A 24,164-nucleotide genomic window follows, 5' to 3' on the forward strand; every position below is an offset into this window, starting at 1 on the left:
GACTGAGCTAGGCGTAAGGATTAGGCGTAGTACGCCTCCCTCCTAGGTGCTGCCGCACGCCCTGCCATGCCGCGCCAGCGCGGCTTATTCACCCTGAATTTTACTCAGCAAGCTTTTCGCTAACTGCACCGCCTCGCTGCGGTGTGTGATGTTGAGCTTTTGATACAGACTGCGAATATGGGTTTTGATCGTGGTCGGCGCCACGTTGAGCTGCTCGGCGATTTGCTCGTTAGAGATACCGGCATGAATCAAGCTCAACACCTGCCACTCACGGCGGGTCAGCGGCGAATGACGGATTAACTCCGGCACATCGGGGCGATTGATGATGTCTTGGATCACCGCCTCATCCAGCGTGATGCGAATCGCGCGGCTAAAATCGCGCTGCTGCTGCGCCAATTGCACTAAGCGTTCGGCGCGTTGGTTTTCTAAGTCATCCAAGGTGCGCTCGTGCTGCACCGCCTTAAGCATCACGATCAAGGGCTTACCGATGCGCAAGAAACTGCCTAAGGCACCGGTGCTGCTGGCCAGCGTTAGGGATTTATGCAGATGATCCAGCGCGTTTTGCCGCTCTTCACGTTGCCAGAACAGCTGTGCTTGCAGGATATGATTGCGGTTCAGATCCATCACTAACTGATGCCGTTCGGCATCGGCTTGTAATTGACGCAAGATCGGCAAGGCCTTGTCCACCTGCCCCAACATCACATGGGCCCGTGCATGGTTGCGGGCGTTGCACTGGGTGAAATGATTGCTACCGGGGCGCAGCGACGGCGCGCTGGTCAACCAGCGGCGCACCGCTTCAACGTCTTCGGTGGACTCCCAAAAATTCAGCATGACCGCATGCGCATTGGCGAGCCAGTCGATGTGGTAGTTATCGTCGGCCAACATGCTTTGCATTTTATTGATGTAGTCGGCGCACACATCTTGCTGCCCACGGGCAAACGCGACCCGCGCCAGTAAGGCGTAACACTGCAAAAACCAGCGCTGGCCAACTTGGTCCAAAATCGCGATGCCTTGGAGCGCGCACTGCTCGGCCGCATCGAGGTGGTGCCATTCCCACAACAACTGGCCGCGCACGCGATGGATAAACTCCATAATCGGCGTCGCAGGCAACTGCTCTTGCTCGATGTATTGCAGGGCGCGTTCTTGAATGTTGTAGGCCTTTTGCAACTGACCGCGCGCCATGGCGATTTCCGATAGCTGGCCCAAACTCCACAGTACCGGCTGTGAGGCATGAATCTCGCGGGCGCGCTTTTCCGCTTGCTCGTGCTCGGCCTGCGCCTCACGCAGATCGCCCTGTACAAAGTGCGCTTCCGCCAACACGGACATCGCCGCCACACGCGAGGTGCGCATGGTCATGGGCTCATAACGGAGCGCCTCGCGCACGAGTTCGATGGCCCGCTGATGCTGCCCTTGGTTCATCGCCACTTGGGCGCGCACGGCTTTAAAGTCCGCTTCGATACGCTCCCACTCATGCGGCGAATAGTGCTCCTGCTGCACCGCCTCGCCGGCCTTAAGCCAACGCTCGACCTCATCAAAACGGAACTGGCTTTGCATCACCCACGCTTGCAGCAAGGTGAGCAAGATAGAGCCGGCAATCTCGTCATCACTGAGGGTTTCTAGGCAGCTTTGCAGCAAATCCAGCAAACCTTGGCGGTAAAACTGGCGACCATATTGATCAATGATGGCCTTGACCTGCGCCGCGGCTTTGGCCTGTACCGCATGGCGGGCGGCTTCTTGCGGCATGCCCTCTTCCAGCAACGCCGCGGCGGCGGCGAGGTGCAGCTCGTTGATACGCGCAGGCCGATGGGTGCGCAGCTCGCCCTGCAAAAAGGTGGCAAACAGCGGATGGTAGGTAAACCACTGACGCAGGCTATCCACCGCCTGGATAAAGAGCCCTGCGCGCTCAAGCTGCTCGAGCATTTCACGGCCATTACAGCTGGCGGTTAAGCGGTCGGCCAGCGCCGAACTGAAGCGCTCCAGCACACAGGTGGAAAATAAAAAGTCCTCAGTGGGTGCATCCAACTCACTGAGCACTTGTTCGCGCAGGTAATCACGAATGTAGGGGTGGCCTAGCTGTAGGCTGTCTAAGAACACATCCATGCCACGGCCGGTTTGCACCTCCTGCAAGGCCAGCTGCAACGCGCATGGCCAACCGCCAATCCGACGATTGAGGCGTTCTACTTGCTCACGGTTAACGGCAAAACTTAAGCCACCCTCCAGCAGGGCTTGCACTTCGTTATCTTCAAACGCCAAGTGACTGGCATCCAGCGCCAGCAACTGGTGCTTAACCCGCAATTGCGCCACACCCAAATCAGGCAGACCGCGACTGCACACCAACAAGGTCATCCACACCGGCATGTGGCGGAGGAACAAGCGCAAACCTTCAATCACTTCTGGCTGATGAAGGGTTTCGAATTCATCCAACACCAACAACAGCGGCTCGTGACTGGGCGGCAGCTCCGCCAGCAAATGCGTGAGCAATGCCGGCAATGAATACGCGCCCTGCTCGGCTAAGGCTTGGGTGTTGGGGCAACCTTGGCTGAGCTCGCTATGCAAGGCATTGACCAAGTAACGACCCAGCTGCACGGGATCGTTATCACTGCCATCAAGGGTTAACCACGCCGTAGCCCCGGCATAGTCTTGCGCCCACTGACACGCAAGGGTGGTTTTGCCAAAGCCACTGGCCGCCTGCAACACCACCAAACGGATGTGCGCCAAGCGCTCGAGGTACTCATCAAACCGCGGACGCCGAATGACCCCTTCCGGCAGGTACGGCAAGCTGAGTTTGGCCGGTATCAGTGGCAGCACCGTTGGCATGGCAGATGTCATATCGCTCTCCCCTTTGTTGTTATGTCACTGCGACGGCTCTGGCAGTGCGGGCAGCGTTGGAGTCTACGGGTTTTATACCAACATACACGCCAGAGCATCACGCTCTGGCGTGTTGGGCTAGATCAATACGCGCGTTAGCCTTTGACGCCGCCGGCAGTCAGGCCACCGACAATCCATTTTTGACAGTACAAAAACACGGCGGTAATAGGCAGGCCCGACAACACTGCCGCGGCGGCGAAGTCGCCCCACAGGTAGTTTTGTTCATACAAGTACTGCTGCGCGCCCACCGACAAAGTGAGCTTGTCGATATCCATCAACAGCACTGAGGCCATGGGGTATTCGGTGATGCTGGTGATAAAGGCCAAGATAAACACCACGGCCAAAATCGGTACGCTCATCGGCAGCAGAATGTGCACAAAGGCTTGCCACGTAGTAGCACCGTCAACAATGGCCGCTTCTTCAAGCGAAGCATCGATGCTTTCGAAATAGCCCTTGATCGTCCAGATATGCAGTGCCATGCCACCGAGCGACGCCACGATCACCGCGCCATGACTGTTCACCCCAAGCCAACTGATGTGCTGGCCCAGGCGATCAAACAAGGCATAGATCGCCACCAAGGTCAGTACCGGCGGGAACATCTGAAAAATCAGCATGGCCTTTAAGATCGGCCCTTTGCCAGCAAAGCGCAGCCGCGCGAAGGCATAGGCACTGGTGGTCGACAACATCAAGATCAGCACCGAGCTGATAAAGGCAATTTTCAGCGAGTTCCATAACCACGTCAGCACTGGGAATGGCGGCTGCAGCACTGTGCCATCCGCTTGTGTGTAAGGAATCCCCAGCGCCAGCGACCAATGCTCCAAGGTTGGCTGATCCGGAAACAAACTGCCGGTGGCGAAATTGCCCTCACGAAAAGAAATCGACACCACCATCAACAACGGGAAGACGATCAAGGCAATAAAGCCCAATAAGGTCAGATGCGTAAACCACACGCGATAGCGGGTCGACTTGGGATAAACCATAGCCATTGTCGTACTCCTTAAACCTTAACCTTGGTGAGTTTGAGGTTGAGCCAGGCCATTGCGCCGACCAAGATGAAAATCAGCGTGGCAATCGCCGAAGCCAAGGCAAAGTTCTGCCCGGAATCTTGAAACGCGATGCGGTAGGTATAACTCACCAACAAGTCGGTGGTGCCCGCTGGCGTGGTGGCACCGATGATGTCCGGCGCGCCTTGCGTGAGCAGAGTGATCAACACGAAGTTGTTGAAGTTAAAGGCAAAGCTTGCGATCAACAGCGGCATCAAAGGCTTCATCAACAGCGGCAAGGTGATGCGCAGCAAGTTATCCAGCGCACTGGCACCGTCGATGGCCGAGGCTTCATACAAGTCGCGCGGAATCGCCTGCAGTAAGCCCATGCACAACAGCAGCATGTAGGGATAACCCAGCCACGTGTTGACGATCAAAATCATGCTGCGCGCCAGCGTCGGGTCACTGAACCAGTCAGGCCGCGAGCCAAATAAGCTGTCGAGCACCAGGTTGATTTCACCAAAGTTTTGGTTAAACAACCCCTTAAACACCAAGATCGAGATAAACGCCGGCACCGCATACGGCAAGATCAGCATCATGCGATAGAAAGCCTTACCGCGAACCAATTCCCACTGCAGCAAACTGGCCAACACCAAACCAACCGCCAAGGTGAACACCACGGTTAAAGCAGCAAAGACCACGGTCCATGCAAAAATCTGCAAAAACGGATCGCGGATACTCTTATCGCTGAGCACTCGCGCAAAGTTGCTCCAACCGGCATACACAGTGAAGCCCGGCGCCACTGTATTGCCGTGCCTGTCGACATAAAAGCCTTGCTGGTGATCTAAGTTCAGCCGCTCACCCGAGCGGTTATTGAGCAAATCACCGTTGTCTAACAAACGGTAGAGGTGCTTTACCGTCGCCACTTCACGCAAGCCGTACAAGCGCAGCTCTACACCGTTTGGCGCGATGAACGTCCATGTTTCCAAGGCTTTGCGCTGAGCGATCACATCACGCAGCGGTAGCGCCGCGCCTAGTGCTGTGACGTTGCTGGCTGGCATGAGCGGTACGCTGGCGCCGTCACCCGCTGACTCGGCATTCAGTGGCTCAGAAACCAGCGCCTGATCGCCGATCGTGACCTTTAACCGCTGACCACTTGCTCCGTCATGCAAGCTAAAGGGATGCCGCGCACCACTGACATAGGTTTGTTTAAGGTGGTATTCCTGCGCCTGACTGAGGCTTAACAGGTTACTGCCGCTGTAGTTGGTAAAGCCGATACCCACGGTGTACAGCAGCGGAAAAATCACAAACACCAACATACCCGCCACCGACGGGTAGGTGTAACGATGCGCATAAGCGCGTTTGTTGATAAACACAAAACTGGCAATACCCGTGACCACCAAACCCAACAGGGCAAAGGCGGTCTGTTGCTGGGCATAGAGCACCACCACCAGATACAAGGCCAGCGCATTAAAAGCGAACCACAGGCCCCACTTGCACCCCTTGCCCCACTGGGCCATGGGCAATCGTGTTGTTGATTTCATCATCGTAGGAGTTACGCGCTCAGCAGCATTCACGGCAAACATTTTGGTTTTAGCCTCATAAAAGACTAGCGCCGGGGTAGAGAGGGCTACCCCGGCGCTAGTCAGGTTTTACTTGGCGATACGCTTGGCAGCGTCGTCCAGTGCTTCATCCACCGACTGACGGCCCGAGGTGATGTTAGACAGCGCCGGCCCCATTGCGGACCAGAAAGCGCCCATTTCAGGCACGTTCGGCATTGGCCGGCCCAGCTGTGCATTGTCAAAGGTTGCTTGAATGTAAGGGTCGCTCGACAACTCTTGCATATAGGCCTTATTCGCCACGGCACCTAATGGCACATCGGCGTTGACGGTTTTTAGGCCATCAACTTGCAACAAGTAACTTTCCAGAAACTCAGTGGCCAGCGCTTGATTTGGACTGGCAGCATTTAAAGCGGCGGCCATCACCCCAGTAAACGGCCGGCTGACTTTGTCACCCACGGCGGGGATTGGCGCGACACCAAAGTCGATGCCACTTTTTTTGATGTTCGACCAAGCCCATGGGCCGCTGATCATCATCGCCGACTCGCCTTTGTTAAAGGCCGCTTCCATCACGCTGTAATCAGCGCCTTTAGGCATCACACCCTTGTCCACCAAAGCTTTAAGCACCGCAGCGCCTTGTTTGGCGCCTGCGTTGTTCACGCCAACGTTTTTCACGTCGTAGCCTTGGGCGTTATTTTCAAACACATAGCCGCCATTGGCGGCCAGCAGCGGCCAAGTGAAATAGGTGTTGTTGTAGTCCCACAAAATCGCGCGCTTGCCGTCTTTGGCCAGCTTGTCATTCAGCGCCATGACCTCATCAAAGGTTTTCGGCGGTGTCGGCACCAGCGCTTTGTTGTAGATCAGGCCAACGGCCTCCACCGCGATCGGGTAGCCCCAGCTCTTGCCTTTGAAGCTCACCGCCTCCCAAGCAAAGTCAGCGATGCTTTCTTTGGTGGCGGCACTGGGATTGATCGGACTAATCAAACCACTCTGCGCCCATTCACCGAAGCGATCGTGCGCCCAAATAAAGATATCGGGCCCATTACCCGTGGCAGCGGCCTGCTGGAACTTGTCGGTTGCGCTATCGGGATGCGCCACTTCCACTTTGATTCCAGTGTCGGCGGTAAACTTCTCGCCCACCTTGGCAAGGCCGTTATAGCCCTTGTCGCCGTTAATCCAGATGACCAGCTTGCCTTCTTCAATGGCGGCATAGGCTGACAGTGGCAGACTCATGGTGGCTGCCAAACCCAGCACAGCAACACCCAACAACTTCTTGTTCATTCGTTTACCCTCGTGGCTTCTTATTGTTGATCCACAACGTTGGCGCGTTCTCACATCAGCACTGCAATGGATTTCGCGTTTAGGGATACTCAAACAGCCCCGCAAGCCCTACATCATCCCCACCCTTAGGGTGCGGGGCGTAGCAAAAAGGCGTAGTCCGCCCCTACCAGCCTGCACTCATCAGCCACTACGCCTGCACAACGGCCTACACAGCCCTGTTTAATAACGCGCATAAAACAACAAAACCAAGGACAACGCCATGCAGCTGACGCTGAGATCAATGCGCCTCGCCCTCACCCTCTGCGCTTGCGCAACCCCGCCCACAACGCTCGCCGCAGACAATCAGCCGTTTAGCCACAGCGACTGCCAAACGCTGAACAGTAGGCCTATCACTGTCGACGTCAGTCAGGCCTTCAGCCACGGCACTCAGCTGCGCGAAGTGTTCAGCCAACAAAAACTTACCGTTAAACACGGCAAAGTCACGCTAACGCCTACGACCAACGCGCATGGCTTGTTTCTGCTCGAACGCGACCAGAGCCCTGCTAAAAGCGCCGCGCCCTTTAATTGGCGCAACGCCACTGTGTATTTCGCGCTGACCGACCGCTTTGCTAATGGCGATACCAGCAACGACCACAGCTATGGGCGCCAGCCCGACGGCGACGATGAAATTGGTACCTTTCATGGCGGCGACTTAGCAGGCCTTACCAGCAAGCTCGATTATTTACAGCAGCTCGGCGTTAACGCCTTATGGATTAGCGCTCCCTACGAGCAAATCCATGGCTGGGTGGGCGGCGGCGATAAAGGCGACTTCCGCCATTATGGGTATCACGGCTATTACGCATTGGATTACACCCGACTCGACGCCAATATGGGCACGCCCGAAGACCTGCACACACTGATCAAGCAAGCCCACGCCCGAGGGATTCGGGTGCTGTTTGATATCGTGATGAACCACCCCGGCTACGCCACACTGGCCGACATGCAACGCCTTAACTTTGGCGGTTTGCGTAAAGGGATGCAGCGCTACTTGCCCGATAACTGGCGGCAGTGGCAACCGCAAAGCCATGAAAACCTGCACGCTTACCACAACCTGATCGACTACGATCACCCCGACTGGGCGAACTGGTGGGGCCAAGACTGGGTACGCGCCGGCATTGCCGACTATGACAATCCACCAAGTGCGGTGATCGACCCGATTAAAGGCTCGCTGGCGTTTTTACCTGACTTTAAAACCGAAGCCAGCAAAGCCGTCGCCCTGCCAGCTTTCTTGCGCAACAAAGCCGATACCGGCGCGACAACCTTAGCCAACCACACCGTGCGCGACTACTTAGTGACATGGCTTAGCCAATGGGTGCGTGACTATGGCGTCGATGGTTTTCGTGCCGACACAGTCAAGCATGTTGAGCCAGACGCTTGGCTGGCCCTGCGGCAAGCCGCGGACAAAGCTCGCACCGAATGGTCACAAGCCAACCCGTCAGACCCAATGGCTGGCAGCGACTTTTGGATGGTCGGTGAAGTATTCGGCCACGGCCCTGACGAAAGCCACTACCAAGACAACGGTTTCGACGCCCTCATCAACTTTGCTTTTCAGCAAGACATCGCCGGCCCCGCTAGTCAGTGCCTGCGCAAAGCCGAACAAGGCTATCGCGATTACGCCTCACGCCTTGCGAAGAATCCAACGCACAACTTTATGAGCTATGCCTCAAGCCATGACACGTCGCTGTTTGTTACCACCACAAGCCAAGACCTCAAACGCCAACAAGGCTTAGCCGCGGCTCTACTGCTGACACCTGGGACTGTGCAAATCTACTACGGCGATGAAACGGCACGCCCTGCCGGCCCATCCGGCTCCGACCCTCAGCAAGGCACGCGCTCTGACATGAACTGGGCGCAGTTAAACCAACCCACACACGCCGCCTTACTCAAGCACTGGCAAACACTGGGGCAATTTCGCATGCGCCACCCCGCCGTTGGCGCCGGCCAGCACAGCCAACTCGCTACTCAACCCTATGCGTTTATGCGCCAGCTGGACGACGACGTAGTGGTCGTGGTGCAAGCCCGCTAAGACAAATCCTGAGGCATAAAAAAACCCGCATCCGAAGATGCGGGTTTCTCTACCCATCAACCAGCGCTAATTACAGACGCTCGAAGACGGTGGTGATGCCTTGGCCAAGGCCAACGCACATGGTGGATACACCAATGGTGCCGCCATGTTGCTTCATCACGTTCAGCAAGGTGCCGGAGATACGCGCACCTGAGCAACCGAAGGGGTGACCCAGAGCGATCGCGCCGCCGTGCAGGTTGACCTTCTGCTCCATCTTGTCCAGCAACTTCAGGTCCTTCAGAACCGGCAGTGCTTGGGCAGCGAAGGCTTCGTTCAGCTCGACATGATCGACGTCGTCGATGGTCAGGCCAGCACGCTTCAGTGCCTTCTGTGTGGATGGAACTGGGCCGTAACCCATGATGGCTGGATCTACACCAGCAACGGCCATCGAACGAATCTTAGCCAGAGGCTCCAGACCCAGATCTTTAGCGCGCTGTGCAGACATCACCAGCATGCACGAAGCACCGTCGGTGATTTGCGAGGAAGTACCCGCAGTCACAGTACCGCCCTTCGGGTTAAAGGCCGGACGCAGAGCGCCCAAGCTTTCAACGGTGGTCTCAGGACGGATGGTTTCGTCGAAGTCGAAAACCTTCAGGAAGCCGTTCTCGTCGACACCTTCCATCGGGATGATTTCGTTCTTGAACCAGCCCTTTTGCGTGGCTTCATGAGCCAGCTTGTGCGAGCGGTAGCCGAACTGATCTTGGGCTTCACGGCTAATGCCATGCATTTTGCCCAGCATTTCAGCGGTCAGACCCATCATGCCCGACGCTTTCGCCGCATACAGCGACATGTGCGGGTTTGGATCGACACCGTGCATCATGCCAACGTGGCCCATGTGCTCAACACCACCGACCACAAACACATCACCGTTACCGGTCATGATGGCTTGCGCTGCAGTGTGCAGGGCGCTCATGGAAGAACCACACAGGCGGCTTACTGTTTGGCCAGCTGCAGTGTGCGGGATTTGGGTCATCAGCGACGCCATGCGCGCGATGTTCCAACCCTGCTCCAGAGTCTGGTTTACACAGCCCCAGATCACGTCTTCGACTTCAGCTGGGTCAACCTTAGGGTTGCGGTCCAGCACGCCACGGATCAAATGGGCAGACATGTCTTCGGCACGGGTGTTGCGGTGCATACCACCCTTGGAGCGCCCCATCGGGGTGCGGCCGAAGTCAACAATGACAACGTCTCTCGGATTGAAGCTCATAAATCTATCTCGCTCTCAACTGGTCCGCGTTAACCGAAGAACTTCTCGCCCTTCTCAGCCATCTCACGCAACTTAGCGGTCGGATGGTAGAGGGCACCGAAGTCGGCGTACTTGTCAGCCATGGCTACGAACTCGGCAACACCCAGGGTGTCGACGTAGCGCAGCGCGCCGCCGCGGAAGGGAGGGAAGCCAATGCCGTAGATCAAGCCCATGTCGGCGTCAGCAGCGCTGTCGACGATGTTCTCTTCCAGGCAGCGGATAGTTTCCAAACACAGCGGAACCATCATGATTTCGATGATTTCTTCGTCGCTCAGCTCGCGCTGCTCGTACACCACTGGCTTAAGGATTTCGTAGGCTGCCGGATCAGAAACCTTCTTCGGCTTGCCACGCTTGTCAGTTTCATAGACGTAGAAACCTTTGGCGTTCTTCTGGCCGAAGCGCTCGGCTTCGTACATAGCGTCAACCGCAGTTTTCTTGTCTTCCTTCATGCGATCTGGGAAGCCTTCAGCCATCACGTCACGCGCGTGGTGAGCGGTGTCCATGCCGACGACGTCCATCAGGTACGCAGGGCCCATGGGCCAACCGAAGCGTTCCATGATCTTGTCAACGCGCTGGAAGTCCACACCCAAGCTCACCAACTTGGCGAAACCGCCGAAGTATGGGAACAGAACGCGGTTAACCAAGAAGCCCGGGCAGTCATTAACCACGACTGGGGTCTTGCCCATCTTCTTCGCGTAAGCCACGGTGGTTGCCACGGCTTTAGCGCCGGACTTCTCACCACGGATCACTTCTACCAACGGCATCATGTGCACTGGGTTGAAGAAGTGCATGCCGCAGAAGTTTTCTGGACGCTTCAGCGCTTGTGCCAACAGGCTGATCGAGATGGTAGAAGTGTTGGAAGTGAGAATGGCATCTTCCTTCACGTTACCTTCTAGCTCGGCCAGTACGGCTTGCTTGACCTTGGGGTTTTCCACAACCGCTTCAACCACGATGTCAACATTGGCGAAATCGCCATAAGACAGGGTTGGGCGAATCGCGTTCAGGGCTTCGGCCATTTTCACGGCGCTGAGCTTGCCCTTAGAAACGCGCTTATCCAGCAGTTTGGTGGCTTCGTTCAAGCCCAACTGCAGCGCTTCTTCGCGGATGTCCTTCATCATGATCGGTGTGCCTTTAACGGCAGACTGATAGGCGATACCGCCACCCATGATGCCAGCACCCAATACGGCGGCCAGTTTCACATCACCGGCTTGTTCGTCGTACTGCTTAGCTTTTTTCTTCAGTTCCTGATCGTTCAGGAACAAGCCGATCAGGCTAGATGCAACGGTGGTCTTGGCCAGCTTAACGAAGCCTTTAGCTTCTACTTCCAAGGCCTTGTCGCGACCGAAGTTCGCAGCCTTTTGGATGGTTTTGATGGCTTCAACCGGCGCCGGATAGTTCGGGCCCGCTTGACCAGCAACGAAACCTTTGGCGGTTTCGAAGCACATCATTTGCTCCATCGCGTTGAGCTTAAGCTTTTCCAGCTTAGGCTGACGCTTGGCTTTGTAGTCCATCTCGCCAGAGATTGCGCGCTTCACCAGGTCAACAGCGGCAGCGTGCAGCATTGCCGGTGCAACCACAGCGTCTACGGCACCCGCTTTGAGGGCGTCGTCAGCACGGTTTTCTTTGCCCGAGGCAATCCACTCAACCGCGTTGTCGGCACCGACAACACGTGGCAGACGAACGGTGCCACCGAAGCCTGGGTAGATACCCAGCTTAACTTCCGGCAGGCCAACTTTGGCGCTGCTGGACATGACGCGGTAGTCACCGGCCAAGCACATTTCGAAGCCGCCACCCAGCGCGATGCCATTGATGGCAACCACTGTGGGGAATGGCAGGTCTTCAAAATCGCTGAAGATTTGGTTGGCTTCGAGGTTGCCAGCCATCAGCTCTTCATCGGCCATTTTGAAGTTATCAACGAACTCAGTGATGTCAGCGCCGACGATGAATACGTCTTTGGCACTGGTGACCACGAGGCCTTTGATTGAGCTGTCAGACTTGACGGTGTCAACTGCGGCACGCAGTTCAGACAGCGTCAGTCGGTTGAATTTGTTGACGGACTCGCCCTTGAGGTCGAAGTTCAATTCGACAATACCATCCTCAAGAGGCTTAACCGTGATGGCTTTACCTTCGTAAATCATCAACAGATCTCCACGCGTTGGAAGAGTGAAACCCAGGTTCATCCCTGTGTTATATGGTCCTACGGCACTTGGTTGATGTTATTCAACCGTCCAGTGCTCGCTTACCCTAGCGGCGTTGAATCTATGAGCGCATACCAAACGCTCGATTCATACGCTTGTTTGATTTGGGTGAGCACACCATCGGGGAAAAGCCCACAAATGTCAATCTTGACCTTTAAGGCGCGAGCCACACCGCGACGATTTGTCACAAAACCGTGTTTAGACCCACGTACCCGTAGGGCTCGACAGAGTTTAGAAGATATCTCAAGACCTGCAGCCCTGTTTGTCAGAGCGACTTTAACACCTGACTAACCGCCTCTAACCCGCTCACCTCGCCACGTTCAGCCCAAGTTAACTGCACGGCTGCAGGGCCGATTTCGATACTCCACACATCCGCAGGTAGCGTTTGCAGGTGCGCAAGCAGGTCTTGATCTTCTAGAGGCTCGCGCCATTTGTTGTGCCAGACTTGCGCACTCACCTGCCAAAACTGCACAAGCGGCTGGCTCGCACGCTTGCGTACCCAAGTGTATTGCGCCGTTTCATTGGCGACGTGATCAAGCATCCAATGCGGCCAATCCGGCCGTACCATGCTCACACGAATACCCTGCCGACCGGCGGCAAGGCGCATCGCCATTTGTCCCTTCTGCCGACGCGATGGCAACAACCAAAAAGCCGGACTGATAATCAGGAACAAGCCAAGCACTACCCATAGCCAAGTCCAATTCATGGCGTATCCTTAATAAAGATAAACACTGATGAGGGCCACACCATGCCTTACCAACATATTTTGGTAGCCGTCGATTTGAGCGAAGAATGTCACGCAGTGGTGGAGCGCGCCAGCACGCTGGCGCAAACCCATAAGGCACGCCTATCGCTTTGTCACGCCATCGAGCCCATGGCCATGGCCTTTAGCGGCGAGGTTCCTATGGATTTATCGCTGCTTCAGCAGCAGCAACAAGAGCAAGCTCAAGAACATCTGAAGGGCTTCAGTAACCGCTACCCCAGCATTCAAAGCAGCGCTTGGCACCTGACCTACGGCCAACCCCGTGCCGAGATTCACCGCTTAGTAGAAGAGCTAGCGTGTGACTTAATCGTGGTGGGCAGCCACGGCCGGCATGGCCTGGCGTTACTGTTAGGTTCAACCGCGAATGATTTGCTGCATGGGGCGCCGTGCGACGTATTGGCCGTGCGCCTACATCGCGAAGACTGATTAAGGCTTACTTCCTACAGGGCATTCCACGGCCCCAAAAACAAAGGGCCGCAAATTTTTCAAGGCGTTGTGCCCACAAACTAAACAGCGCGCCCTCAAGCGCGCTGTTTACAATCGGCTTTATGGTGATGGCCAATAGCGCTGCTGACTCAACAACCACTGCCTTAACCGCTGTCGCTCTTTACGCAATGACCAACCATCACACAGCTGCAATGCCTTTACTGGCTTAGTCATGCTGCACCGCCTTTGCGTTATCACTTAAGCGACCAACGGCGTACCAGTCCAGCTTACGCGTCAACAGCATAAACGCCGCCAATAAGCCAAACACCAACACCGAACCCAGCAACAAAGCAAAATCCTCGGCACTTAGCAGCACATACAACATGCCATACAAGCCTGCCAGCAACGCGCTGAAGGCTATGGCTCGATAAGCATCACGCAACACACTGTGGCTATACACCGCCAATAAGCCAATGCACGCAGCCGCTGCAATCAGATAAGCCTTAGCAAAGGCCATATGCTCGGCAAGCGAGAGCAGTAGCAAATAGAAAAACGCCAGCGCCAGACCCACCAAAGCATATTGCACAGGATGGATAGCCAAGCTCTTAAGCACCTCGAACAAGAAAAACACCGCAAACGTCAGCCCAATAAACAGCAACGCATACTTCATCGCACGCTCTGTCTTGAGATATTGGTCAACAGGGTCGATCAAGCTGACACTCAGCACTCGTCCTTGAAAAGCGCCACACTTTTGCCGCATACGACAATCAAGCAAAGCTTGTTGCATATCGGTAGCAAAAAAGCTGGTTTGCCACTGCGCGGTAAAACCATGCGGCGTGACTTCCCGCGCACGGGGCAAGTATTCCCCAGAAAAGCTTGGGTGCGGCCAATCCGAGCTAAGGCTTACCCGCGTCTCCTCGCCTACAGGCACCACGCTAAAATGGCCTGTGCCTTGTAGTTGCAGATCAAATGCAAAGGTGAGTGTGTGCTCATCCCCCAAAGTCAGTGCAGGCAGAGGAGCATGCACGCCCGAAGCAAGCACCGAGGTATTGGTGCCCGGCAAGAAAGACCAAGCACGACCATCGACCTTCGCGGTTAGCTGGTTGCTGATGCCGCGAATATCGCTGATGCCAACCGCTAGAAATGGCCTGCCTAGCCGATAGCGATCGATCGAGCCGGCTAGCCCCAAGTGCTTCGGCAATACATAGTGCCCTGTAATCGCGCTGTTACTTTGATACAAACGTACTTGGTAAATACCGCGCTCGCGGACCTCACTTTGCAGCTGGCCATTAACATTCAAGCGTTGCGGCAAGAAGTACAGCTTGCGCTCGATCTCGCGCACATCTTCGTAACGCTCACCCGTTTGTAGATCGGTTTTCCAGCTGCGCTGAATTTCCACATATGGCACCACTAAGACGGGGCCGGTTATTTGTTGGGCATAACTGCTAGAGCGAGCAATATCATTCTCAACGCCCGAGCGCAGTCGTTGACGCTCCTGAACCAAGCCATCAATCATTAGTAACGGAATCAACAGCAACAGCGCCAACAGCGCAATGGTTAACACCTTAAAACCCAGTGTGCGGCTCATAGGACAAATCCTTGCAATCGGTAGGAGTGCAAAGTCTGTTGTGTGAGTGTGGGGCTAATAGGGTGGGCGTGTGGTTTTTAGATGGTTTTCCTGACAGCACGCAAACTCTTAGGTTAAAGCGGGCAGCGGCAACACCAAACCAGCAACCACGCCACTAAAGGGCTGCGTACAATTTTTTATCTGTAAGCGGCCACCATGCAGGTGTGCCACTTCAGTCACAAAGTTCAAACCAAGCCCGGTGCTTTTAGCGCCTGTGCTTGGGCGCGGCAACGAGTAAAAACGCTCGTGTAAGCGTGGCAAAGCATAGTCGGGCACTGACGGTCCTTGGTTGAGCAATTCCAGCACCACATTGCGCCCCAATTGCGTGGCCTGCCAGATGATTTGGCCGCCGTCTGGAGTGAAGTCCAGCGCATTGTCCAGCAGATTGTGCAGTGCCTGCTCGAGCAACAAACGCTCGGCCCGCACGACTAATCCCGCATCGATACTCAGCCTCAGCGTAATACTGGCGGCGTCAATTCTCGCTTGCTGCGCTTCAACCACGGCATGGCATAGGGTGTGTAACGACACGATTTCAGGCTCAACTAACGCTTGTTGCTGCTCTAGCAAAGCCAAATTAAGCAAGCGCTCAATCAGCTGTTGCATTCGCCCACTTTGCGCGACCACGTTATCGGCAAAACGCTGCTGATCTTCGTACGGCAACGGCTCTTGCAACAATTCACCCGATGCCTTGATGGCCGCCAAAGGGCTTTTTAACTCATGCGTTAGGGTGTGCACATAGCGTTCGACGTACTGTTTGCCATCCAACTCTGCGCGCATCCGCACAAGGGCTTTGGTCAAATGCGCCAGCTCGCCCCCTTTAAACTGAGGAGCCTGAATGCGCTCCCCCGCACTGACTGCATCGGCATAGCGACCTAAACGCCGCAACGACCGCGCCAACCACCAAGACAATGCCGCGCCAATCAGCAAACCCAGCACAATCAAGCCTACTGCCAACACGGTTAGGCGCTGCTGGGTACGGACGATATATGGCTGCAAGGTGCGATTTGGCTTAGCCACCGAGACCACGCCAATGATGGTATCGCCGTCTTTGATCGGCGCGGCGACGTACATTACCGAGGAATCCGGATCGTCTGCTACCTCACGACTTGAACGCGCGCCATACTCACCCTTGAGGGTCAGGTACACATCATTCCAGCGAGAGTAATCTTGGCCTACGGCGGCCCCGTTGGAGTCAAGCAACACCAAGCCCTTAGCATCGGTCACATAGACGCGATGATTGACCCGCTGCTTTTCAATGCCCCAGATCGTTGCCTGCGGCTGGCGCGCGCCATAGGCCTTCAGAAGATCAACAAAACGACTCTGTTGCAGCCGCCCTGCTTTCAAATCATCGCGCAGTAGCTCGGCCAGTAAGTTCGCGGTATCGACAAGGGTCTCTTCACTGCTTTGACGCACCCCCGGACGAATTTCTTCATTGACCGTGTTGAGCAAAAAATAACCCGCAAGACCAACGAACAAGAAGTACACGGCAAAAATACGAATACCCAAACGCATCAGGCTTGGCTCGGCTGGTAGCTATAACCTAGCCCGCGGTGCGTCTTGATCGGCTCGGTAGTCGCAATAATCTCGCGCAATTTACTGCGCAGGGCCTTGATATGACTGTCGATATTGCGCTCATAGCCTGCATCACTTGGCACACCTAAGGCATCGAGCAGTTGCTCGCGGCTAAATACCCGCTCAGGCTGCGCCAACAGTGCTTGCAGCAGCTTAAATTCGTGCGCGGTTAAGTTGAGTAACTGCTGACGGTAATGAACTTGCACCCGCTCAACGTTAACGGTGAAAGGCCCAGCAGTGTGCGGCAACGTGGTTGGCGCAACCACAGATTCCATACGCTTCAAGATTGCTCTTATGCGCGCACCCACTTCACGCGGACTAAAAGGCTTGCACACGTAATCATCTGCGCCAATTTCGAAGCCCACCACACGATCGATTTCACTATCGAGCGCGGTCAAAAACAACACCGGCACTTGTGAAAAGCGCCGCAGTCGCCGACAGGCCTCAAAGCCATCAATATCGGGCAAGCCAACATCTAAAATCAGCAAGTCAACCGACTGGCTATTCAGCAAGGCCAGTGCAGGCTCGGCCAACGTTAGCCACTGAACCTCATGCCCTTCGCGCCGCAGACTGAAGAGCAAGGTGTCCGCAATCGCCGGCTCATCCTCTACCAATAACAACTTGGCCATATACCTGCAAAATCCATCTAAACAATCAGGCTGCAGGCTGGCCGCAAACGATCAATGGGTCAAGCTCAGGTATCAATTGCGCGCATGCGAAATATGGAAACTGTGCACACCTGGATGCTCGCGCAGATTTTGCGCCAAATCGATCATCGGCGTGCCGCAGCGCCGACAATGCGCCACGGCCACAAAACGCCACTCAATCGCAGCATCTTTGCAGCTCACCGCCACCGACCCCATGGCCATATCAAAGCCGTGGCCCATTAAAAAAGCCCGAATTTCGCCTTCTTTAGGCGCAAATTGCGGTTCAAACAACAGCTGCACCCCGATAGCCGGGCGCTGTGGCAAGCGCATCTCCAGCCGCGCCAGCCCCATCATGCTGGCCGCAGCCAGCAATGCCATAAGGAGCGCTGACGTGTAAAAGCCAACGCCCACCAACACGCCGATAGCCGAGGAAGCCCAGATAGAAGCGGCCGTGGTTAAGCCGCTGATGTTAAGGCCGGTTTTCATAATCACCCCGGCACCTAAAAAGCCGATGCCGGTGACTACGCCTTGAATGACCCGCGTGGGGTCAACCCCCATGGGTGAGGTGACGCCATGTCCGCCGTACCAAGTGCTCGACAAACCAGACAGCACGGTCAACGCCGCCGAAGCCATGCACACCAAACCATAGGTACGCATCCCCGCGGCGCGCCCACGATAGGCACGCTCGTAGCCAACAATGCATCCGAGAAATAATGCGCCAAGCAAATGCAGCACAATCAATAGATTGGTCTGCAACATATCCAGCGACCAATAATCGAGCAGCATTTCAGGGGACAAAGGATGCATACAACCACTCCCATAACAACGTCGTTATCATGAAGTATGGCTGAGCATCGTTAAGCTGCCACGCCTAGCAGGCGCAGCTTGCGCAAATACTTAATTTAGCGAGGCACTGCGGTAGCGCTGCTCGATACGTTGGTAAAGCCCATTGCTACGAATCGCCGCCAACCCCGCATTGAAGCGATCACGCTGCTGCTTAGTGTGGAAAACCGCTTGAAAATTGATCGGCTGAAACAACGGATACCAACGCAAGGGCTGCCGCGTATCGACCTGCTTGGCGATGTGTGGATTAAAAAACTGAATAATCAAAGGATCCCCCACAACCACATCAATCCGCTCGCCGTATAACAGCAGATTACGGTTGATTTGCCGTGGCTCCTCTCGATAAGCAGGGTTGCGCTGAACCATGGTGGCAAACTCGTCACCCAGTAAGCGCCGCGCATCTTTGAAACTGCTGACAGAGTAACGCTCCAAATCAGCAACCGTCTTGATCTCAAGATTGCGCTTAGCCAAAGCCACGGCCATGTCTTGGTAGGTTACATAGGGCTCGGTAAAGTGTCCGTGCAGCTGACCACTCAGAAACATCGAAGACATGGCGCTGAGCTTCTGCTGATTAAACATCAGCGCCAAACGTGGCGTGGGGCCATAGTGTGCTTTTACGTCAAAGCCTGACGCGCTGGCGGCGGCTACAAATAACTCGTATTCCAAGCCTTGCGGTTCGTTTTCAAAAACATACGGTGGTCGGTGTGGGCCAAAACCCACGAGCAACTCTTCTGCCAAAACCGGCAGACAGAACAAAGCAACGCCTGCGGTACACCACTTAAGTAAACGCGCCTTCATGCCTTGTGCTCTCCCTGATTTGACTAGGCAATTAAAGAGTAGCTGCTGGCGATACAAGAAGAAATCACCTTGCTGTCAGCTTTTTGAGACACGCCAATAAACGCCCGACGCTAACAGACAAGCCGCCATCGAGCGCGCTTAGCACTGTTGGTGCCTCACATAGGCAATGCATACGCACCGGTGACGTGTGCTACGGGGTTGTCTTCATCCGAGCTAGAAAACAGCACCACTTCACACACCGCCTGACGCCGTCCTAATTTGATGATGCGCGCATCGGCGATCAAGTCCTCAGGCTTTGGTCTGGCTAAGAAATTGATATTGAGGTGCGAAGTCACCGCCATTTCCACCTTACCCAACGCCCCCAACACCACCGCATACATGGCCGCATCGGCCAAGGACATAATCACTGGCCCCGACAAGGTGCCGCCCGGACGCACCATCTTGGCCTGAAAAGGCACGCGCGCGCGGGCAAAGTGCGCATCGATGCGCTCGACCTTTAGATCAATATCCTCTGCCATCGGTACGCCTTGGCGAATCACTTGCTCGACCATGCTGGCGGTTAATTGTGTCATTGCCCTCTCCTATCAGATTGGCAACCTGTACGGTTGCTAGCGAGAGCCGTACAATGCCGCGTTGTTTTTCCCTCTGAAACCGACGAAACGGCCAAACATGCGTACCAGTCAGTATCTGCTTTCTACCTTAAAGGAAACTCCCTCCGACGCGGTGGTGATTAGTCACCAGCTGATGCTACGCGCCGGCATGATCCGCAAACTCGCCTCTGGCCTGTACACCTGGCTGCCTCTGGGCCTACGTGTGCTGCGCAAAGTAGAGAACATCGTGCGCGAAGAGATGAACGCCGCTGGCGCTCTCGAAGTGCTGATGCCGAGCGTGCAGCCGGCTGAGCTGTGGCAAGAGTCCGGTCGCTGGGAGCAATACGGCCCTGAGCTGCTGCGCATGAAAGATCGCCACCAACGCGATTTTTGCGCAGGCCCTACGCACGAAGAGGTCATCACCGACCTGATGCGTAACGAGCTCAACAGCTATAAGCAGCTGCCGATCAACATGTATCAGATCCAAACCAAATTCCGCGACGAGATCCGTCCACGTTTTGGCGTGATGCGCGGTCGCGAATTCATCATGAAGGACGCCTACTCCTTCCATGCCGATCAAGCCTCGCTGCAGATCACTTACGATCGCATGCACCAAGCCTATTGCAATATTTTTACCCGCCTAGGCCTTGGCTTTCGTCCAGTGCAAGCTGACACCGGCTCGATCGGCGGCACTGGCTCGCACGAGTTTCATGTGCTGGCTGAGTCTGGAGAAGACGACATCGCCTTCTCCAATACCTCTGATTACGCGGCCAACATCGAAAAAGCCGAAGCGCTGCCGCAAGAGACGGAGCGCGGTGCTGCCAGCGAAGCAATGCGCGTGGTCGACACCCCGAACGCCAAAACCATCGACGAGTTGGTTGAGCAGTTTGCGTTAGCCATCAGCAAAACCGTGAAAACGCTCGTCGTACACGGCACCGAAAAAGGCCAATTGATTGCCTTGATCGTGCGCGGCGACCACAGCCTGAACGAAATCAAAGCGGCCAATCTGCCGCAAGTCGCCAGCCCTCTGGTGTTTGCTAGCGAAGCTGAGATTCGTGCCGCCATCGGCGCCGGCCCTGGCTCATTGGGCCCCGTCAACCTGAACATTCCCTGCATCATCGATCGCAGCGTGGCCCTGATGAGCGACTTCGCCGCCGGCGCCAACAGCGATGACAAGCACTACTTCGGCATTAACTGGGAGCGCGACTTGCCGTTGCCTGAGATCGCCGATCTACGCAACGTCGTCGAAGGCGACCCCAGCCCAGACGGCCAAGGCACGCTGAGCATTAAGCGTGGTATCGAGGTGGGGCACATCTTCCAGCTCGGCACCAAGTACAGCGAAGCCATGAATTGCCAGGTGCTGGGCGAGAGCGGCAAACCCATCGTCTTGACCATGGGCTGCTATGGCATCGGCGTGACCCGCGTAGTGGCTGCCGCCATCGAGCAAAACTTCGACGAGCGCGGCATTTTGTGGAGCGACGCCTTAGCGCCCTTCCAAGTAGCACTGGTGCCCTTGAAGTACGAGACCGAAGCCGTGCGCGCCGCCACCGACCAGCTGTACGCCGAGTTGACGGCTGCCGGTTACGAAGTCCTGTTGGACGATCGCGACCGCAAAACCAGCCCCGGTGTTAAGTTTGCCGACATGGAGTTGATTGGCATTCCGCACCGCATCGTCATCAGCGAGCGCGGCCTCAATGAAGGTCAGCTGGAATACAAAAACCGCCGCGACAGCGAAGCTCAAACAGTCGCCATCGACGGTGTTGTCGCTCTGCTTAAGGATCGCACTCAGCGTTAATGCCTATGCCAGCACTTCGCCCTCGCCTCACCTTGCAAGCTCTGATCAGTGCGACCTTCGCCGTCGCACTGATCGGCTGTGCCAACCCGCTACCGCAGCGTAAAGACATCGAGTCACGCTACGAGCGCAAACTGTTACAGCACAGCCTGAGCATTGATGCAGGGCAAAGCGAAGCGCTGGCATTACCGCAACGCAATATCCGTGTGCGCGAAGAAAAGACTTTTGAAGTCACCGAGTTTGAAGAAACACGTTACTTAAAGCGCTACACGCCCTATCAACCATGGCGTGAACTGTATGAGGTACCGATGGGCGCCGTGGCCATCGTCGCAGGACTTGGCGCTAACGTGGTTAATCTGCTGACCTTAGACAGCCTCCCCACTTCGGTAACGCGTGATTGGCTGAAGTACGGCTTCGACGGCCTCAACCCTGCCATGAACGTTGAATCTAATAGCCGCGCTCAACAAAGCCTTCAACGCCTCGAACAAAAGCAGCTAGAACAACGGGTAGAAACCCTCAACCTGCCGTGGTCAGAGCGCCCCGTAGGCGTGCTCATTGACGGGTATAACGAGCAGGAATTGCTCACCGATGCAAACGGTGTGCTGCCCCTTAACTTGCTGCAAGAGCCCTTTGCCAGCTTTGACTTTAGTCGCGCACGCAAGCTCACCCTCACCATCACCGACCCGCTGGATGACACCAGTACGCAGAGCACTCTCCAGCTCGACAAAGGCCTCAGTCAAACGCTGCGCGAAGCGCACCAGCTAATCTTCGATGATCTCGAAGAGGACGAGGTCGACGAATGGGTTTATCGCGTGCAGCGCTTAAAGGCACTTAACCTCACGCACGAGGCCAATAACCTTGAGCAAAGCCTGCTCGCGCTGACCGCCAACGACCCAGAGTTACAACAAGCGTTTATCGAAGCCCTGCAGCAAAGCGCCGATCAATAAAGCTACTCAAGCACGCCTTGCTCACGTAATGCCGAGGCAATCGCCTCGGCGGTTTGCGGCCCCGTGAGCACTTTGCGCACGGTGCGCTGCCCATCCACCAACCACGTACTGGGCAAAACGGCCGGGCGGGCCTGCCCCCACGTCAGCGCAGGGTCGCTCAATAAAACCGGAAACCGCACCTGCAGCTGGCGCATATCAGAGAGCAACAACTCGCCTTGCGCATCATCAAAATGCACGCCCAAGACCTCAAAACCCTGTGCTTGAGCAGCCAAATCATTGAGCTCAGGAATTTCTGCGCGGCACGGCCCACACCACGGCGCCCAATAATTCACTACAAGCCACTGGCCATCAGCCTTGGCAACCGTTAACGTCTTACCTGTACTTAAAGTGGCAGATTCGCCTGAACACCCTGCCAGCGTTATTAATGCAAACCATATGATTACAAGGAATTGCTTCTGCATGATGCTGGAATCTGCCTGTCGTTCGATCAGTGAGGGATGGGCATGAATTTGCAAAGCCTGCACTTGGATGTGCCGGAACTGTTGCCCCACAACCCGCATTCATTGAATGAGTGGGTGGACGCGGTACAAGCATTGCCTGAGCAAGATGACCGCAATTTGGCGCGAATCACCCATGAAATCAACCAAACGCCACTCAACTTACTGGAGCGTCAGCGCCTGCTGCAACAGCTCACTGATCGCTTTGCCAAGCGCAGCCACCAGCTAGATGACCGCGCACCCAATGAGACGCTACTGGACTGGAGCGAGCACCTTGCCACCGGCTACAAGCGTTTGTTGCTGCAAATTCTACAAGGCCGACAGCCTTCGCAAGCGCACTTAGCTTGGTGTTTGTTCATGATCATGCAGTTTTTGGTGCAGTCCATCCTGCGCCACCTGCAGCGCTACCAAGAGCCACACAGCGGCCTATGGCGAGACTGCCACCTTATTTATCTATTGGCTGAGCATCGCGAATGCCTCGATGAGCCTTTATCTGTACCGTTTACCCCTACGCCCGCCAGCAGCCTGCGCGGCGCCTACCAGCAAGCACTGTTACTGGCACTGTCTAGCCCCTTTCATTTATCTAGCCACGAGCTGCATCAGCTGTTTACCGCGCTCGCACCGCTGGCGGCCCAAGCGCGTTTAGAGCCTTTTTCGCCGCACATCAGCACGGGCCCGTGGGTTGACATGGGCGGTACGGGGCCCAAACGCCAGCTGCAAGATATCGACGAGCATGATCAGAGCTTGCGTCAACTTAACTTGGCCGCCGTCTTAGTGACGGCCAAGCAACATGCGCCACTGCGCAGCGATGAGCAAAATCGCCTACTGATCCATGCACAAAAGCACTGGCTTAACAGCGAACAAAGACAGCACGAGCGACAAGATCGTGAAACGCCCTGCAGTCTCATCATGGGGCTTAACGCCATCCACAATCAGCTAGGTAACGGCCAATCCCCATTGCTTGACGGCGTCTTGTGCGACACCAGTCCGGGTGGCGCGCGCCTACGTTTAGCTGCAGCCAGCCTGCACATGCCCGTCGGGCAGCTCGTTTTGATGACCACCGGCAACTTGCGTGTGCTCGCTCTGGTGCAGTGGCGCCACCAAGACAGTCAAACCCTTCACGTTGGCCTGCGCTACCTCAAAGGCTCGGTACGTGCTGGCTTAGTCCGCCGCACACCGGAAACCCGCGCGCATCAAGCGCTGCTGCTGAGCACGCCGCAACCGGGACAAAATTGGGAGCACACCCTATGGCTCAACGCCGGTGAGTTCACCTTGCAGGAAGATGTGTTTCTGCAATTAGAAAACCACGCCAATCAAGCCATTCATCTCGCCACGCCAACGCATAGCACTCGCTGGGTCTCGCGCCACCCACTGACGCTCTAGGTCACATTTTTAACATTTCACGCACCCAACACCGATCATT

At 55.8% G+C, this 24,164-nt stretch carries 19 protein-coding genes; 5 read left to right on the top strand and 14 right to left on the bottom strand.

Annotation, left to right across the window (positions count from 1 at the left end; translation table 11 throughout):
• Positions 1-84: 84 nt before the first annotated feature.
• The 4 genes from malT to malE all read right to left on the bottom strand — a co-directional run bounded on the left by malT (position 85) and on the right by malE (position 6,691).
• A complete protein-coding gene (gene malT, locus MKI83_RS08240) occupies positions 85-2,829 on the bottom strand; it encodes an HTH-type transcriptional regulator MalT (RefSeq protein ID WP_241584804.1) in 2,745 nt (914 codons plus the stop codon).
• Positions 2,830-2,963: 134 nt separating this feature from the next.
• On the bottom strand, positions 2,964-3,854 hold the full coding sequence (gene malG, locus MKI83_RS08245; protein ID WP_241584805.1) for a maltose ABC transporter permease MalG: 891 nt from the start codon (positions 3,852-3,854) through the stop codon (positions 2,964-2,966).
• 11 nt (positions 3,855-3,865) lie between these two features.
• Positions 3,866-5,437 (bottom strand): maltose ABC transporter permease MalF, encoded by a 1,572-nt coding sequence (malF, locus tag MKI83_RS08250; protein ID WP_370867370.1) that lies wholly within the window; start codon positions 5,435-5,437, stop codon positions 3,866-3,868.
• A 66-nt stretch (positions 5,438-5,503) separates the two neighbouring features.
• A complete protein-coding gene (gene malE, locus MKI83_RS08255) occupies positions 5,504-6,691 on the bottom strand; it encodes a maltose/maltodextrin ABC transporter substrate-binding protein MalE (RefSeq protein WP_241584807.1) in 1,188 nt (395 codons plus the stop codon).
• Between the two features lie 259 nt (positions 6,692-6,950).
• On the opposite strand from malE, the gene MKI83_RS08260 reads away from it, so the two are divergent.
• Entirely contained in the window at positions 6,951-8,756 is a 1,806-nt protein-coding gene (locus tag MKI83_RS08260; RefSeq protein ID WP_241584808.1) for an alpha-amylase, read from the top strand.
• A gap of 70 nt (positions 8,757-8,826) precedes the next feature.
• Here MKI83_RS08260 and fadA read toward each other — a convergent pair whose 3' ends face one another.
• The 3 genes from fadA to MKI83_RS08275 form a co-directional block, all read right to left on the bottom strand.
• Positions 8,827-10,002, bottom strand: a complete 1,176-nt coding sequence (gene fadA, locus MKI83_RS08265) for an acetyl-CoA C-acyltransferase FadA (RefSeq protein ID WP_241584809.1) — start codon at positions 10,000-10,002, stop codon at positions 8,827-8,829.
• Positions 10,003-10,031: 29 nt separating this feature from the next.
• Positions 10,032-12,179 carry a fatty acid oxidation complex subunit alpha FadB gene (gene fadB / locus MKI83_RS08270; protein ID WP_241584810.1) on the bottom strand — a complete coding sequence of 716 codons (2,148 nt, stop codon included), beginning with the start codon at positions 12,177-12,179 and terminating at the stop codon, positions 10,032-10,034.
• 325 nt (positions 12,180-12,504) lie between these two features.
• Positions 12,505-12,945, bottom strand: a complete 441-nt coding sequence (locus tag MKI83_RS08275) for a hypothetical protein (RefSeq protein ID WP_241584812.1) — start codon at positions 12,943-12,945, stop codon at positions 12,505-12,507.
• 42 nt (positions 12,946-12,987) lie between these two features.
• Here MKI83_RS08275 and MKI83_RS08280 point away from each other — a divergent pair, with 42 nt between their 5' ends.
• On the top strand, positions 12,988-13,428 hold the full coding sequence (locus MKI83_RS08280; protein ID WP_241584814.1) for a universal stress protein: 441 nt from the start codon (positions 12,988-12,990) through the stop codon (positions 13,426-13,428).
• Positions 13,429-13,654: 226 nt separating this feature from the next.
• Here MKI83_RS08280 and creD read toward each other — a convergent pair whose 3' ends face one another.
• From creD to MKI83_RS08310, 6 genes are all read right to left on the bottom strand, one after another.
• The gene (gene creD / locus MKI83_RS08285; RefSeq protein ID WP_241584815.1) at positions 13,655-15,016 is read right to left on the bottom strand and encodes a cell envelope integrity protein CreD; all 1,362 of its coding nucleotides are present in this window, start codon (positions 15,014-15,016) and stop codon (positions 13,655-13,657) included.
• 108 nt (positions 15,017-15,124) lie between these two features.
• Entirely contained in the window at positions 15,125-16,567 is a 1,443-nt protein-coding gene (gene creC, locus MKI83_RS08290; protein ID WP_241584817.1) for a two-component system sensor histidine kinase CreC, read from the bottom strand.
• Positions 16,567-17,256: a two-component system response regulator CreB gene (gene creB, locus MKI83_RS08295; RefSeq protein WP_241584819.1), complete on the bottom strand. Its 690-nt coding sequence runs from the start codon at positions 17,254-17,256 to the stop codon at positions 16,567-16,569. The genes creC and creB overlap by 1 nt, the downstream gene beginning before the upstream one ends.
• A gap of 72 nt (positions 17,257-17,328) precedes the next feature.
• A complete protein-coding gene (locus MKI83_RS08300) occupies positions 17,329-18,081 on the bottom strand; it encodes an MgtC/SapB family protein (protein WP_241584822.1) in 753 nt (250 codons plus the stop codon).
• A 90-nt stretch (positions 18,082-18,171) separates the two neighbouring features.
• Positions 18,172-18,915 carry a substrate-binding periplasmic protein gene (locus MKI83_RS08305; RefSeq protein WP_241584823.1) on the bottom strand — a complete coding sequence of 248 codons (744 nt, stop codon included), beginning with the start codon at positions 18,913-18,915 and terminating at the stop codon, positions 18,172-18,174.
• 155 nt (positions 18,916-19,070) lie between these two features.
• Entirely contained in the window at positions 19,071-19,487 is a 417-nt protein-coding gene (locus tag MKI83_RS08310) for a PaaI family thioesterase (RefSeq protein WP_241584825.1), read from the bottom strand.
• 97 nt (positions 19,488-19,584) lie between these two features.
• On the opposite strand from MKI83_RS08310, the gene MKI83_RS08315 reads away from it, so the two are divergent.
• Both MKI83_RS08315 and MKI83_RS08320 read left to right on the top strand, forming a co-directional pair.
• A complete protein-coding gene (locus MKI83_RS08315) occupies positions 19,585-21,300 on the top strand; it encodes a proline--tRNA ligase (protein WP_241584827.1) in 1,716 nt (571 codons plus the stop codon).
• Positions 21,301-21,305: 5 nt separating this feature from the next.
• Positions 21,306-22,244 carry a hypothetical protein gene (locus MKI83_RS08320; protein WP_241584830.1) on the top strand — a complete coding sequence of 313 codons (939 nt, stop codon included), beginning with the start codon at positions 21,306-21,308 and terminating at the stop codon, positions 22,242-22,244.
• A gap of 2 nt (positions 22,245-22,246) precedes the next feature.
• Here the strand turns inward: MKI83_RS08320 and MKI83_RS08325 are convergent, their stop codons facing one another.
• Positions 22,247-22,804, bottom strand: a complete 558-nt coding sequence (locus MKI83_RS08325; RefSeq protein ID WP_306423239.1) for a TlpA family protein disulfide reductase — start codon at positions 22,802-22,804, stop codon at positions 22,247-22,249.
• Here MKI83_RS08325 and MKI83_RS08330 point away from each other — a divergent pair.
• Positions 22,748-24,124, top strand: a complete 1,377-nt coding sequence (locus MKI83_RS08330) for a PilZ domain-containing protein (protein WP_241584834.1) — start codon at positions 22,748-22,750, stop codon at positions 24,122-24,124. The genes MKI83_RS08325 and MKI83_RS08330 overlap by 57 nt on opposite strands.
• The last annotated feature ends 40 nt before the right edge of the window (positions 24,125-24,164 follow it).

This window comes from Atopomonas sediminilitoris, assembly GCF_022601735.1.
Lineage (GTDB): Bacteria > Pseudomonadota > Gammaproteobacteria > Pseudomonadales > Pseudomonadaceae > Atopomonas > Atopomonas sediminilitoris.